We start from the raw sequence: 13,855 nt of genomic DNA on the forward strand, positions 1-13,855 counted from the left end.
ATTCGTCTGATACGTCGCCACCCCACTTTTTCCAGAAAATTTAAAGGGCGGGTGCATTCTTATTATTTATATCAGTAGACCCATGCAGATTACCTCCAAGCTCCCCTCTGTGGGCACCACTATCTTCACCACCATGAGTCAGCTGGCTCTGGAACATAAGGCTATCAATCTGGGACAAGGTTTTCCAGATTTCAATCCTGATCCCGCGCTTATTGAGGCCGTCCACCAGGCCATGCTCGATGGTCTTAACCAATACCCGGCAATGGCAGGTTACCTGCCTTTACGCAACGCTATCGCCAGCAAGACGCAATCACGCTATGGCCGTCGCTATGACGTAGAGACAGAAATTACCGTTACCAGCGGTGCCACCGAAGCATTGATGGCCAGTTTCCAGGCTTTCGTACACCCTGGCGACGAAGTCATTGTGATCGAGCCGTTCTACGATCTCTATATCCCTGCCATTGAACTAGCGGGAGGGATTCCTGTCGCCGTCCCAATGACACCACCAAGTGAAGCTGTACCTTACTACCGGGTAGATTGGGATCGCGTCGAATCTGCAATCAGCAGTAAGACACGCATGTTGGTGATCAACTTTCCACACAATCCCACTTGCACTATTTTGCGAGCAGAGGATCTGGATGCTCTGGAGCAGATTGTAGAAAAGCATCCTTTGATTATTTTGTCTGATGAGGTTTATGAGCACCTGACCTTTGATCAGAGAGAACATTTAAGCTTGGCGACCCGTCCCTCTCTGGCCGAACGAGCAGTGATCGTCTCTTCCTTTGGCAAGACCTTCCATGCCACAGGCTGGAAGGTTGGCTATTGCTGCGCCCCAGCCGAACTAAGTGCAGAGATTAGAAAAATCCATCAATACACAGTTTTTACCGTTCCCAGCCCTTTACAGGCGGGTCTAGCGACTTATATGCAAGAACCTGCTACCTGGGAGAGCCTGCCCTCTTTCTACCAGGAAAAACGCGACCATTTACACCAAGGCTTACAGCACACCCGTTTCAAACCCATGCCCAGCGAAGGTACGTTTTTTCTGTTGGCCAGCTATGACAATATTTCAGATCTACCTGAGTTGGATTTTGCCAAATACTTGAACCAACACTATGGTGTAGGCGCAATACCGGTCTCTGCCTTTTACCTGAATCCACACTCCGAACAGGCTAATCATCGTTTGCTGCGCTTTTGCTTTGCCAAACAGCCCAGAACCCTGGACCAAGCAATCGAACGATTAAAGAAGGTCTAGCACTCCGTTAACTATTCCGTACCACCAACCGCCGCCAGGCGGTTTTTTTTATCCCATTTTTGTGGACAAGTACACATCAGTAAATCTCATCTCTTCAAATGCAGAGGAGCGGCTCAGGCCTTGTGAAACATGCCTCCCCACTTGAAGCACAAAACATCGTGCGCGCAACACAAAATCACCGCTTTGTGGCACATGCATAAAGAAACGTAAAACAGCCCTCTCAGCCTTCAAACGAGCCCCTGTTGATAACTTTGGGGGTAAACCTGATTTTTTCTCCAGTTATGGCCTTTCTTTCACCGAGAAAAAAGCAAATTAAGCTATACAGTCGCTTTTTCGTGTTGAGTCCAAGCTTTACGAATGAAACCGGAGCAATAAACACAAAAAAGAAAAATATAGATATAAAACAATGACTTATTTCGATATTGAAAGCACATTCACAACTACGTAACTGTGTAAAAAAACAGCCTACTGACCTCAAGCGAACACAGGTGACAAGTGACAAACCGCCACTGACGCTTTACCCACAAATTGTGGATAAGTCAAAAGTCTAAACACGATTGACCTAGTACAAGCTCCAGGCACAACAACTCCCTAAGCCAAAGCAAATACTTGGCTAAACAATTTTTACCGGTAGAACAGGTCTTTTTGCTGCCAACACCCTTTCCTTGAGCTTTTCTCATACTGCAGTAAAGCCTCAGAAGACAACAACAAAGCCGATCCTCAACAGGCTTGAAAAATATTTTTCAGCTCTGTTGGCTCAGTTTTCTGTATGCAAAACATGCATAAGCCAGTCTTGAGCGAGATCGTGATTTTTGTTCATGGACTGCATCTTAGTCGAGAACTTTTGACTTGCAAAGGGTAAGAGCCTGGTCAGGGTACCGCTGAACTTATCTTATATAACAAGCACTTAAATTTTTTATTAAGATGATTGGATGGATGCCTGTTGATAAGTCGAACAAGTGCTTTTAAGATTGGTAAAACAAGTACTTAGCCTGTTTTTTAACGGGGATAGATCTGACGCTTGTCAGTGGATGGTTTAGGAACAACTTTTAGAGAGCGCGAAGAAGTACCTACTTATGCCTTATGTATCCACACGCTGTGCACAATCCCCTTCCTAGAGCTTATCCACAGAAAAGAAAATTGTAACAGCGCACGGAAAGCCTTATTTATCGCGTGGGGTAAGTAAAACCGGTGTCGGTCATGATGATTTTTTCAGGCCAACGCAACGCTGCCAGATGAAAAGCGGAGTCTTCAGGCGCCTGGGCTTTATGCCGATCGCGCCAGCGTGCCCCTACGGAGTAATCGATGCAAAACGTATTTTTCTTCGCTCCGTGCCATGAAAAAGGATCTATGTCTTTGAATAATAAGGAATATTTAGACATTTTCGCAACTGGCTGAGGAAACAGCTGACGCCAGTAATGGCCAAAAACCACAGGAACGTCGTCCAGGTAGCTGTCCCACCAGGCGGTACGATCCGAAAAACGCCATCGATTTCCTGCAAAAAAAGCTTGTTTAGCAGGGCCTTCGGTTCCGGAGGTCAGCAAACGGATTGGGTTGAACTCATTTTTGAGCAAATCGTAGTCAATATAGGACTGCAATAAGGGCATCAAAACGTGTGGATCTTCAATTTTTTCTTTCCAGTCCTGTTTTGCACGCAGATATTTATCCAGAATTCCTTTTTTTTCTGCATAATTATCCGCTTTATGTTCGCATTCAAAGAAATAATCAAGAAAATCGTCACTTTTTACGGCTCTAAGCGTATCAATTGCTGGATTACTCCACGCTGCATGCACGATTCTAAGATCATCTCTCTCCAAAACAATGGGTAATGTACGTAGAAATTCTTTAATTTCGTCTCTATTTTCAGGTTTTACCCGTTTGAATGGAGAGTAATTTCTTAAGTCTGATCGGTACCGTTCTTCAAAAAACCATCCAGAACCATCTTTTGCATCATCAATCAGCAGGTTGATCTCATGATTACCTAAAATTCCTTTTGCTTTTTTATTTGTAATCAATGACTTAAGGTAATTAATTACGGCTGGGCTATCTGGCCCTCTGTCACAATAATCTCCAACGAATATTAAATGACGGTTTTCAGGATGAGAGCCATCAGGCTCATAACCTAAATTTTCGATCAGTTGCAGTAGGGCCTGGAACTCTCCATGTACATCACCAATGATGTCTAAGGAACCAGTAGGTAAAGCTTGTACAAGAAAGTTGGGCATGGGTGAAAGCTTCTTTATTTAACAATAACTATATATATAACTGGTAATGGATAATGGGTGTCTGTGGATAAGTGGCATAGCCTAAAATTTATCTTTAATTTCATCCACTTAGCGACTGTTTTTACCTGTGCACCATCCCGAGGAAGACGGTGGAGCGAAACTGGACAACATTTGGGGTCTGGAAAAACAGGCGACTTATCCCCCTTTCATCCACAGCGCGTCCACAGCAACCCCTCTTGGAGCTTATCCACAGGGGCCAGACGCCTGTCCCAGCCTTAAATATAGCTTTTTTGTTCAGTCCTCGACCGGTTTTCTAAGCAGAATCCACCCTGGCGAGAAGTGCCGGGGTGAACGAGACCCCCCCCATCAACAGCATCATGTTCTGGGACTGATTAAGCCTTTATAATATCCACAAACTATTCACTTTCTTATTAACCGACCATTTTGTCGGAAACGATATTTTCATTTTTGGTTTAATCGAATTTGTTAATAAGATTGTGGATTACTTTTTAATCCCATTCTGTGGATAAGTTCATACATCACGATTGTTATTGGTTTTGTTCAAGACAAGATCGTTGTTTTGTTAATCAAACTGAAGTTCTTGTGCGGTCTTTTTTTATTGAACCCGTATCTTCTTTTTTATTTTTCTTCAGCTTTATTTTTATTAATCGACTTCTTTTTGGTAAAGAATCTTATTTTCCGTGTTATGAAAGTGAATGTTCTTGCTAATCAATAAGAAGGATTTTTATAGATGTCTTCATGTTTTCTATTTTTTTATAGAAAACGAATTTTTATTTTTTAATTTTCAAAATTTCAAAATTTCAAATTTTTAATGAGAGCACCTGTTCTCATTAGCAAAAATTCTGAAGTACAAATAAAAATGTTGGAAGGCTGGGTTTTGCGCAGGAAACTACTTGCCGACCCGACCCGACCCGACCCGACCCGACCCGACCCGACCCGACCCGACCCGACCCGACCCGACCCGACCCGAGAGGACCGATCTGATAAGTTGTCGAGGAACAGGCTATTTTGCCGTATAAATCTGTTTATTTATTCAGTGCTGATTATAAAATCAGTGTTTGTTCTGGGCAGGCAGTCCTAATCCTGGCGTTTTTTTATTGCATGATCCGGACCAGGGCAGTAACCGTGGCTTTTTGGCGAAAGTGGGAAATTCGTTTGGTCGACGCTCTACTTTGATAGGACAATCTGTCCATGTTGGAACTTTCAAGATGTTTCAGCCAACAAACTCTTGAGTTTGAATCGCAGATCGCCGTCAAGGTAAGGCGAAACAGGCGATTGCTCGAGTGCGTGAACAGGTGGCGTCCCTCTTGCACGGCGGAATCACCCACTTATCTTTAAGGGGTATGTTTTTTCCTTGAACTAGGCAAGGGTATTCTCCTGCTGGCCAGGAGCCCAGACCGCTATAAGAAATAGCGCGAAATCTGCCCTCATGTAACAATTGCCGCCAAGGCTGTTTAATCCTTAAGTATCGTCTCGCTACTCTTCCCGTACTTCATGTCTCAACCGAATATCGAAGAAGCCGCTCAGGATTGGCACGGCTTGCTCCAGAAAGTGCCCCCGGCGGTTCGCGCTCACGTGCTGACTATCACCCAAGATAACCAGGACGAGCTTGCGACCCACTTTTATACCCATATGCTCAAGCACCCTGCCGCGCAGGTATACCTGTCGCATGATCAGGTACACAAGCGTTTGCATCGCTCCTTGCGCAGTTGGTTGGTGCAACTGTTCTCCGTAGATGAACACAGTGACATGCAAGATCAGGTCAAGCTGCAGAACCAGGTGGGGGAGGTCCATGCTCGGGTCGGGGTGCCCGTGCACCTGGTGTTGCGGGGAGCCCGTTTGCTCAAGGGGCGCTACGCCCGCTTTTTGTTTGAGTCCTCGGACATCAGCTCCGAGCAGGCCTGGGAGTGTTTTCGGTACGTACAGAACTTTATTGATCTGGCGATGGAGCTGATGAGCCATGCCTACGCCAACTCACGTGAGCGCAAGTCTCGCGCAGAGGAGTCGTACCGATTGTTTGCGATTGTGCAGAACGTAGCCGCCGAGCGCGGTCGACAGCGGGCTGCCCTGCTGGATTGGGAGAACCTGTTCATGTTCGCAATGGCGGTCAACAATGGCGTCACCCCTGCCCCGCGAATCGGGGACTCGGATTTCGGTATCTGGTTCAAACATAAAGGCGCCCATGCATTTCAGGGTACGGTAGAGAGCCGCGAGATCCTGGATCTGATGAATTTGATTGATACACAGCTGATGCCGGCCTTTGAGAAAGGTGATGCGAAGGGTCAGGTACTGCTTTTGCATGAGCTGCGTGATCGAACCCGAGCAATTGGTTTGCACCTGGATCGCCTGTTTGAGCAGCAAAATGAACTGGAGTCGGGGCGGGATGTGCTTACCCGCCTGCTTAGCCGCAAGTATCTGCCCGTCGTACTGAGCCGTGAGGTGGGCTATGCCCAGCAACGTGGATCACGATTCGCGTTGTTGGCAGTTGATATTGACTACTTCAAACGGGTCAATGACACGCATGGGCATGATGCCGGCGATCGTGTCTTGCGTCAGTTTGCTGAATTACTCAGCAATAGTGCCCGAGCTGGTGATTATGTATTTCGTCTCGGCGGCGAGGAGTTTCTCCTGGTGCTGGTGGACGTGGATGCGGACGGGGCGATGCGTGCTGCCCGTAATTTGCGTCTTCGCATTCATGCTGAGACCTTTCGGGTCGTGGATGGGGAGAGCATGGCTATTACCGCCAGCATCGGCGTGGCCTTGTACGATGGTCATCCGGATTATGAACGTACACTGCGCCGTGTTGATCGTGCCTTGTATCAGGCTAAAGAGGAAGGGCGCGACCGGGTCGTGTACGTTTGACAGGACAAGCCTGTCCGCTCTTTTATGTCGTATGGCGGCAACCTGTGCTACAAGTGCGTATTGTTTTGTTTTTGCCTACGTTTTGTGGCTTGCCGTTGACCTAAGGGTGTTTCATGAGGACGCCGCTCCGGCTTAAGAGCGGCCTCGGGTCCCACTACATTGAATGGCATAAACGCGTTGGCTGATGGCCAAGGCAAGATTTGTTTGCGAGCTGATTTTATGCATCCCCGTTTGGCTGTTTTCCCCCAGTATCTACTTCCTAAACAGGCATTGACCGAGTTTTTGGGCGGCCTGGCCTCCAGGCCCATGGGCGGACGTACGACCTGGGTCATCAAGCGTTTTATTGATCGTTACCAGGTCGATATGAGCGAGGCAGAAAACTCCGATCCAGCCAGCTATGCGACGTTTAACGAGTTCTTTGGCCGAGCGTTGCGCCCCGGGGCCCGACCTATTGCCGATGCGGCACTGGTTAGCCCTGTTGATGGAGCCATTAGCCAACTGGGCGTGATCCAGGGCGCGGAAGTGTTCCAGGCCAAGGGCCATAGCTACTCGACGACGGCCTTGATTGGGGGCGATGCCCAAGAGGCTGCCCGTTATCAGGATGGGCTGTTTGCGACCCTGTACCTAAGCCCCAGCGACTATCATCGGGTGCATATGCCTTGTCAGGGTGTACTCAAGCGCATGATTCATGTGCCGGGCGATTTGTTCTCGGTCAATCCTACGACTGCGCGTGGTGTGCCAGGACTGTTTGCTCGTAACGAACGGGTGGTTTGTTTTTTCGACTCTGAGCAGGGCCCATTTGTGCTGGTGCTGGTAGGAGCGACCGTGGTGGGCAGCATGGTTACGGTCTGGCATGGCGTTGTCAATGCGGCGCGTGACGGCAAGATTCGCGAATGGAATTATGAGGGCCAGAATATTGTTCTGGAAAAAGGACAGGAAATGGGCCGCTTTCTGCTAGGTTCCACTGTGGTCATGCTGTTTCCCAAGGAAAGCGGATATCGTTTTGAGCCGAGCTGGCAGCCGCAAGGGGTCATTCGTCAGGGGCAGGCCATGGGCTATCAGGGCTAAACCCTGTTTTCTTGAGAGTAGAACCTGTGTTCAAGTGGGCACAGGTTTTTTTTTACCCCTTTTTTCAGGGTAAGCGTGATTTGAAATCAGGTGGTTTGTGGAGTGTGTATGAAAAGGTGGGGGGCGAGGGTGATCAAGATACTGATTCTGTTATTGGTCTTGATGGTGACTGTCTGGGGGGCGTTGGCGCTGCTGTTTCAATGGCCGGCAGGCGCAGGACGCTGGATGCTCGTGTCTGTTTGGGTGGGGATGGCCTTGCTGAGCCTGTATGCCTTGAGCAACGGCAAGAACGTTTTTTTTGTGCCCCAGGGCCTGGGACTGGTGCTATTGCTTGGCTGGTGGGGCAGTATCGTCCCGAGCAATGAGCGACTGTGGGCCACCGATGTAAACAGAATGAGCTATGGCGAGATCCATGGTTCGGTGGTGACTTTGCATAATGTGCGGGATTTTAATTGGCGCAGTGAAACCGATTTCGATGAGCGCTGGATTACGCAGGACTATGACCTGCAAACGCTTAAATCGGTTGATATGTTTCTTTCCTACTGGATGGGACCGGTCATAGCACATACTTTGGTGTCGTTTGGCTTTGAGGATGGTCGCCATGTGGTGTTCTCGGTAGAGATTCGCAAAGAGCGAGGTGAAGCCTTTTCTGCGATAGGCGGATTTTTCAAAGAGTTTGAGTTGAGCCTGATCGCTGCAACAGAGCAGGATATTGTCCGCACACGCAGCAATGTTCGAGGTGAGGACGTGTACATGTACAGTGTGGAATTGGCCAAGCCGGCCATGCAGGCACTTTTCCTGTCTTACGTGGAGCAGGGCCGACAACTGCAAACCGCGCCCCGCTTCTACAACACCTTGACGGCTAACTGCACCACGATTGTTTATGACATGGTGTCCAAGATTGTGGATGGGGTGCCATGGGACTGGCGGGTGTTGGCTTCGGGCTATCTGGCACAGTATGTGTATGGTTTGAATGCCCTGGCTCCAGGCCATACCTTCAAGGAATTGCAGCAATTGGGTTATATCAACCCCCGGGCGTTGGCTGAACAGCCCGGAGAAGATTTTTCTGCTCTGATTCGACGGGGTTTACCCCTTGTAAGCCCTATTTAAGGCTGTTTTTGACGTTTTTGTTCCACGTGAAACATACGTTTTATTCATTTCGATCTTAAAATTAGAGCGAATTTGTAAACCATCTAAAAAATAAAATCCCACTCTGCGAGAAATCATGGAGTGGGATTTTTTTATAAAAAAATGATTGTTTTTTAAATGGGCTCTTCTTGTCCTCGTTCTAATACTTTTTTGAGGGTGCTTGGTGCCGGCTCAGGGGGTTGCTCGCCATTGCACCAGTTGCTCCAGCGTCATGGTGTTCCCGCCGCATACCACCACCAGAATGTTGTTGTAAGGAGCCAGTGCTTCGTGGTCCAGATACAGCGTGGACAGGGCCGCGCCACATGCTGGTTCCACCAGGACCCGATGGTCAGTCAGAAAGCGCAGGCACGCGCTGACAGCCTGTGCGTCACTGACCTGGACGCAGGTGGTGGGATGGGATTGGCTGACGGCATAGGCCTGATCGCAGACCCGGGGGGCGGCTAGCGAGGTCGCCACACCACTTACTTCATTTAGGGTGATGTGTTGACGTTGTCGCACGGACTCTCCCAGGCTTGCTGTGCCCTGAGTTTCGACGGCAATGATCGTGGTCTTGTCCCAGCCTTGTTCCTGCAGGCCCTGAGCAACCCCGCTTAGCAGGCCACCGCCGCCTACGGCCAGCAACACGGCATCGGGCTGTATACCCATCTGCGCCACCTCTGCGATCATGCTGGCGTGTCCCTGCCACAGTAAAGGATCGTCGAAGGGATGGATAAATGCGTCGCCTTCTTGAGCCAGGGTCAAGGCGTAGTCATGAGCTTCCTGCCAGTTCTTGCCCACGACATGCAGCTCGGCTTTTTCCCGTTGAATCAACCGTCTGGCGTGTTCACTGGTGCTTTCTGGGACGATGACCAGCGTGGGGATGGTCAGCCTACGCCCGGCATAAGCTACCGCAATGCCCGCATTGCCACCAGAGGCAATGACGAAGCGTTGTTTGCCTTGTTGGGCGTGGTGCTGGCATAAATGACCGATACCCCGAATCTTGAAAGATCCACTCGGCTGCAAGGCGTCCATTTTTAACCAGATCTGCTTGCCGAGCTGATCGCTTAAGGCGTGTGAATAAATAAGGGGCGTCTCAAGGTGAAGAATCATTTCTTATCGTTCCAGATTTTATAGTGATCTGAGGGGGCGCGGGAGGCGCTCAGCAGCCTGCTCGTCCCATTTTATCGGTCTGAAAGTTTTGTGGCCAAAGATCTTGGCTGCTGTCTGTGGGCTGTCCACTCACGGGAGGAGAAATAGGTTTGAAATCGAGGTTTATATCGTCAGCTCTGTATTTTGTAACTATCTTTATCTGCGAAGTTAAGTCTCTTAATGCCGTTTAATGTGAGGCGGCTTACGAAGTTCATACTCGACTGCACCTTCTTACAATTTCGTGTGCTCCGTCCTTGCTCGTTCAGGCTAAATCAAAGGCTGATCTGATAAAATTCCTGTTAAATCGCCCGACTCAAGACCTTTTTCCGGCTGAAGCTCCGGTTCGGTCTTAAGCGTTTAATTTTATGTGCGTGATAAGCACGGAAACTCATTCCAATCATTCGGGCCATAAAGCAGGCTTGTTTTTTGCTTTGCCTGATCGGAATAAAAACAATAATAACCAGAACTTATTTCTAGAAAAGACGCTGTGGTAGCGGCTCTTAAAGGAATAACGATTTTGTTATGAAAACTGCCACCAGACCTGCTGATATTTATATGCGTTTTTTGCAGCTCGCCGATTCGCTGCATACCTTGCCCTGCCTGCCCTGCCTGGACCCGCTCGAAGAGCGTATTCTGGTGCTGGTTGCCAAGGCATCCAAAGACTCCTTGCGCTTGTCGGTGCGCGATGTCATGGCCGTAGAAAGGCTGGGTTCGCCCGCGACCATTCACACACGCCTTAAGTCCATGCGCGAGAAGGGCTGGATCGTCCTGAGTGACACCGAGGATACGCGTCGCAAGCAAGTGGATTTGAGCCAGGCTGCTTTATTGCACTTTGATCGCCTTTCCGCCTGCCTGCTGGAAGCGGCAAATGTTTAAGGGATCAGGTGAAGTTGTGTCGCAGTCTGCGCGATACAGCTCGATAACAAAAAATAGGCTGGCAATAGCGAACCGCTAAGTTTTTTGGCTAGTGTGTTCCGCTTATGGAACCCAAACAGCTGCAGGTCTCAGGGTCAGTACATCAATAAGAGAAATAGACGGTTTAAAAACAATATCCCTATTGCTTGTCCTGCCCAGCTTCCAAGAAGCCCTTTTTTCTATACAGTAAGCTCATTGTCGATTCCATGACTGGAGGCGGGATGCGCTTACCCATATATCAGCTTGATGCTTTTACCGACACATTGTTTGCGGGTAACCCCGCTGCCGTGGTGTTGCTCTCTGAGTTTCCCGACGACGCCCTGCTGCAGTCGATTGCGCAGGAAAACAATCTGGCTGAAACCGCTTTTTTGGCGCCACAAGGCGAGGATTTCCGTTTGCGCTGGTTTACTCCTACGGTAGAGGTGCCTTTATGTGGGCACGCCACTTTGGCCAGTGCGGCGGTTGTGCTGCGCAGTCTGCGTCCAAATGACAGCCAGGTCGTGTTTCATACTCAAAGTGGTGCGTTGACCGTGCGTCGTGATGCGTCCAGCTATGTGATGGATTTGCCAGCACGCCCGGTCACCCGTGTGCCAGATAGCCCTGATTTGGAGCGGGCATTGGGAGCCAGGGTTATCGAGTTATGGCGCAATGACTTTACCCATTTGGCTGTTCTTGAGTCCGAGGAGCAGGTTCGCCAATTGCAGGTGGATGCTGGTGCTCTGCTCGCTTGCGGATTGGACGGCTGTATTGTGACCGCAAAAGGGTCGGGGCGATTTGATATTGTCAGCCGCTTTTTCGCCCCAGGTCATGGCATTGATGAGGACCCGGTGACGGGTTCGGCTCACTGCGCCCTGTTGCCCTATTGGGCGCCTATCCTGGGTAAAACGCAGTTGATGGCTTACCAGGCTTCTGCACGCGGTGGGGTGCTCGATTGCTCCTTGAATGGAGATCGTGTGTTTTTGAAAGGTCAGGCCGTTATGTATCTGGAAGGGCATATTAATGTGGCCTGAAGGAAAGTAAGTGGCCGTCTCGTGGCATGAGCTTATTCGACCGGCCTGTTGGAGCGCCGGTCGAATGTCTGTTGAGCTGGTATTGTGCTTATCAGCATAAAGTCCCCTATTTCGTAGACCGCCTTGAGGGGCGGTTTTTATATTTCTGAGCTCTTATGATTCCTGTTGCACCGATTTCTCTATTTCTTTTGGTGATTATTACGCTCGGGCCGCTTGCGTGGGGGATCGTACTGGTTTGGGGTGTTTTGCTCGTAGTCCAGCCCCGGCGTCGGGTTAATTTCAAAAGTAATCCCTGGCCGCGCCTTTTGTGCTGGATCGCCCTGATAGCCTTGGCCGCTTACTACGGTTTTTTCCAATGGACGGTGTATCAATACAAAAAAGAGCAGGAACGTGAGCTGGCCAGCCGTCAACATGTTTTAAAAGAGACCGGTCGCTTTGCTGGTCTTCTGATGCCTGCTGGTACCCAGTTGGAGCTGGCGGTATGGGGAGACCCGGATAGCGTGGCCTGGGCCCGTTTCCCGGAGGCGGTGGGGGTGGCCAAGGCTCCCGTCCTGTCTTTTGAGCGCCCCCGACCGGATCTGGCTGATTCCCATTGGCATATGCAGCTGGCGCGGGACGTGGAGTTGGAGGGGTGGCTTTGTGACAGTAGCCAAGTCGTTGAAATGCAACAAGATCCACTGGCTGAGGATGGGTTTCGACTTGCTAGTTGTGCCTTGGCCGAAGGTAACCGGATTACTGCCTGGAGTCCCTACGCCGCCGCGTCCAATCTGAGTTCAGCGCCGGATTTGGTTCTGGCTTTGCCCAAGGGGACTCGGGTGCAAGCCAGACCTGAAGGGACACGGTATACCAATGGAGAGCGAGATCAGGATCGCTGGTTGCTTCGTGTGGAGGCGGAAGGGTTGCAGCTCAGCGCCTGGAGTCTGCCCCTGGAGCGTGCCTACTTGGCAGTCGATGAACATCAAAAACTGCTTTATTTGTCGCATGCCCAATTGGCACAGGAAACACAATGGGGTGGTTTCACCTATCCGGTGGGAACGCAGTTTTCCAGCCCCAACTATCGGCTTTTTCCGCAATGGCCGCTTTTATTGAAGGCGGTAGTGCCCGCCCAAGGGGATTCAGTCCCGACACAGGAGCGCATTCATGCGTTGCCGGGTGGAGAAATTTTGGACGAATTTCATTAAGTAACGGCAGCAGTTCGATTTTTTTTAGCTTTAAGTGTCATTTTTTCGGCTGTCAGTGCAATTAAATAAGGCGAATTCGTTTTGCCTGCCTCAAATTTGAGTTACTGTAAGCTTTTGAAGCGTTTGTATAAAATAAAAACGTATCGTTTTCAAAATGAACAGTCACAGAGGTGGTGACGATTGTTTCGCTTTGGCGGTCGTGGTGTTTTGAGCAGGAGCGAATCTGCCGACCCCGGCCCACCCTATTGCTGGCTTAACTGGACAAGGTTAGATGCCGCTATGACGACATATCAGGGAGATCTGCTGGAGCATACGCAGGCTCACGCCCAAGCTGCTTACTGGTTTACTCGCTTGAACTCGGGTGAAGCGACGGCGGCCGAATTACGTGAGTTTGAGGATTGGCGCCGTGACAATCCAGAAAACGAACGTTCTTATCGCTATATTTGTTACTTTTGTGACGCCAGTCTGGATGCCCCTGAGCATGAAATCCGTCGTTTATTGGCAAGCTCGGCGGATAAGGTCATCGTACTCAAGCCCTATCACCGGGTCTTACTGAGCGCTTTGCTATTGTTGGCGCTGGTGTTGACGGTCTTTTTTTCCTGGCCCGAGCGGGTGCTGCGACAAGCGCATCTGGTGTCGGGCGAGCAAGCGCTGGAGCAGCGTGCGGATGGACTGGTGCTGTTATTGGGGCCCGACTCCGCACTTGAGCTGCGAGAGTATGAGGACCGCTTGAATGTGCAGTTGCTGCGTGGTCAGCTCACCTTGCAATTGGCGGATCAAGCCCAGAAAAGTGTAACGGTATTTACCAGTTTTGCGCAGGCACGTAGTAATCAGGCGCAGTTTTCTGCCTGGCTGGATAATAATCAGATGAAGTTTACGGTCATGGCTGGATCGATCGAGGTGTCCAGCGGGACCTGGTGGCGTCGCCAGACGCGGGTGCTGATTCCCGGTCAACATGTCTTTGTGGATCGATGGTCTGGGATGAAACGGGTTCAACCCGCTCCCATAGCGTTGAATAAGGCCGACTAATAGTCGGCCTCTTAC

10 protein-coding genes are annotated in these 13,855 nt (G+C 49.9%); 8 read left to right on the plus strand and 2 right to left on the minus strand.

Translation table 11 applies throughout. From position 1 onward, the window contains the following. Positions 1 to 82: 82 nt before the first annotated feature. Positions 83 to 1,252: a methionine aminotransferase gene (locus ACOZ42_RS16715; RefSeq protein WP_426345392.1), complete on the plus strand. Its 1,170-nt coding sequence runs from the start codon at positions 83 to 85 to the stop codon at positions 1,250 to 1,252. A 1,166-nt stretch (positions 1,253 to 2,418) separates the two neighbouring features. Here ACOZ42_RS16715 and ACOZ42_RS16720 read toward each other — a convergent pair. Next, complete coding sequence (locus tag ACOZ42_RS16720) at positions 2,419 to 3,477, minus strand: metallophosphoesterase (protein WP_426345393.1); 1,059 nt, start codon at positions 3,475 to 3,477, stop codon at positions 2,419 to 2,421. Positions 3,478 to 4,992: 1,515 nt separating this feature from the next. Between ACOZ42_RS16720 and ACOZ42_RS16725 the strand changes: the two genes are divergently transcribed. From ACOZ42_RS16725 to ACOZ42_RS16735, 3 genes are all read left to right on the plus strand, one after another. After that, entirely contained in the window at positions 4,993 to 6,360 is a 1,368-nt protein-coding gene (locus ACOZ42_RS16725; protein ID WP_003800809.1) for a diguanylate cyclase, read from the plus strand. Positions 6,361 to 6,579: 219 nt separating this feature from the next. After that, positions 6,580 to 7,428: an archaetidylserine decarboxylase gene (gene asd, locus ACOZ42_RS16730; protein WP_426345394.1), complete on the plus strand. Its 849-nt coding sequence runs from the start codon at positions 6,580 to 6,582 to the stop codon at positions 7,426 to 7,428. Between the two features lie 108 nt (positions 7,429 to 7,536). Beyond that, positions 7,537 to 8,538, plus strand: coding sequence for a DUF4105 domain-containing protein (locus ACOZ42_RS16735; RefSeq protein WP_039943142.1), 1,002 nt, complete (start codon positions 7,537 to 7,539; stop codon positions 8,536 to 8,538). A gap of 210 nt (positions 8,539 to 8,748) precedes the next feature. On the opposite strand, the gene ACOZ42_RS16740 is transcribed toward ACOZ42_RS16735, so the two are convergent. Then, positions 8,749 to 9,666 carry a pyridoxal-phosphate dependent enzyme gene (locus tag ACOZ42_RS16740; RefSeq protein ID WP_059318439.1) on the minus strand — a complete coding sequence of 306 codons (918 nt, stop codon included), beginning with the start codon at positions 9,664 to 9,666 and terminating at the stop codon, positions 8,749 to 8,751. Positions 9,667 to 10,227: 561 nt separating this feature from the next. Between ACOZ42_RS16740 and ACOZ42_RS16745 the strand changes: the two genes are divergently transcribed. The 4 genes from ACOZ42_RS16745 to ACOZ42_RS16760 all read left to right on the plus strand — a co-directional run bounded on the left by ACOZ42_RS16745 (position 10,228) and on the right by ACOZ42_RS16760 (position 13,840). Continuing rightward, the gene (locus ACOZ42_RS16745; RefSeq protein WP_003800802.1) at positions 10,228 to 10,581 is read left to right on the plus strand and encodes a hypothetical protein; all 354 of its coding nucleotides are present in this window, start codon (positions 10,228 to 10,230) and stop codon (positions 10,579 to 10,581) included. Between the two features lie 260 nt (positions 10,582 to 10,841). Then, positions 10,842 to 11,630: a PhzF family phenazine biosynthesis protein gene (locus ACOZ42_RS16750; RefSeq protein ID WP_131071106.1), complete on the plus strand. Its 789-nt coding sequence runs from the start codon at positions 10,842 to 10,844 to the stop codon at positions 11,628 to 11,630. 305 nt (positions 11,631 to 11,935) lie between these two features. Next, positions 11,936 to 12,811 (plus strand): hypothetical protein, encoded by an 876-nt coding sequence (locus tag ACOZ42_RS16755; RefSeq protein ID WP_415302010.1) that lies wholly within the window; start codon positions 11,936 to 11,938, stop codon positions 12,809 to 12,811. 279 nt (positions 12,812 to 13,090) lie between these two features. Next, complete coding sequence (locus tag ACOZ42_RS16760) at positions 13,091 to 13,840, plus strand: DUF4880 domain-containing protein (protein ID WP_059318436.1); 750 nt, start codon at positions 13,091 to 13,093, stop codon at positions 13,838 to 13,840. Positions 13,841 to 13,855: the final 15 nt, after the last annotated feature.

It is taken from the genome of Alcaligenes sp. HNGD-HTN06 (assembly GCF_049932565.1).
GTDB lineage: Bacteria > Pseudomonadota > Gammaproteobacteria > Burkholderiales > Burkholderiaceae_B > Alcaligenes > Alcaligenes ammonioxydans.

Coding starts and splice junctions, on each gene's coding strand:
- asd (WP_426345394.1), top strand. CDS start 6,580: ATGCATCCCCGTTTGGCTGTTTTCCCCCAGTATCTACTTCCTAAACAG.
- ACOZ42_RS16720 (WP_426345393.1), bottom strand. CDS start 3,477: ATGCCCAACTTTCTTGTACAAGCTTTACCTACTGGTTCCTTAGACATC.
- ACOZ42_RS16750 (WP_131071106.1), top strand. CDS start 10,842: ATGCGCTTACCCATATATCAGCTTGATGCTTTTACCGACACATTGTTT.
- ACOZ42_RS16745 (WP_003800802.1), top strand. CDS start 10,228: ATGAAAACTGCCACCAGACCTGCTGATATTTATATGCGTTTTTTGCAG.
- ACOZ42_RS16725 (WP_003800809.1), top strand. CDS start 4,993: ATGTCTCAACCGAATATCGAAGAAGCCGCTCAGGATTGGCACGGCTTG.
- ACOZ42_RS16740 (WP_059318439.1), bottom strand. CDS start 9,666: ATGATTCTTCACCTTGAGACGCCCCTTATTTATTCACACGCCTTAAGC.
- ACOZ42_RS16760 (WP_059318436.1), top strand. CDS start 13,091: ATGACGACATATCAGGGAGATCTGCTGGAGCATACGCAGGCTCACGCC.
- ACOZ42_RS16715 (WP_426345392.1), top strand. CDS start 83: ATGCAGATTACCTCCAAGCTCCCCTCTGTGGGCACCACTATCTTCACC.
- ACOZ42_RS16735 (WP_039943142.1), top strand. CDS start 7,537: ATGAAAAGGTGGGGGGCGAGGGTGATCAAGATACTGATTCTGTTATTG.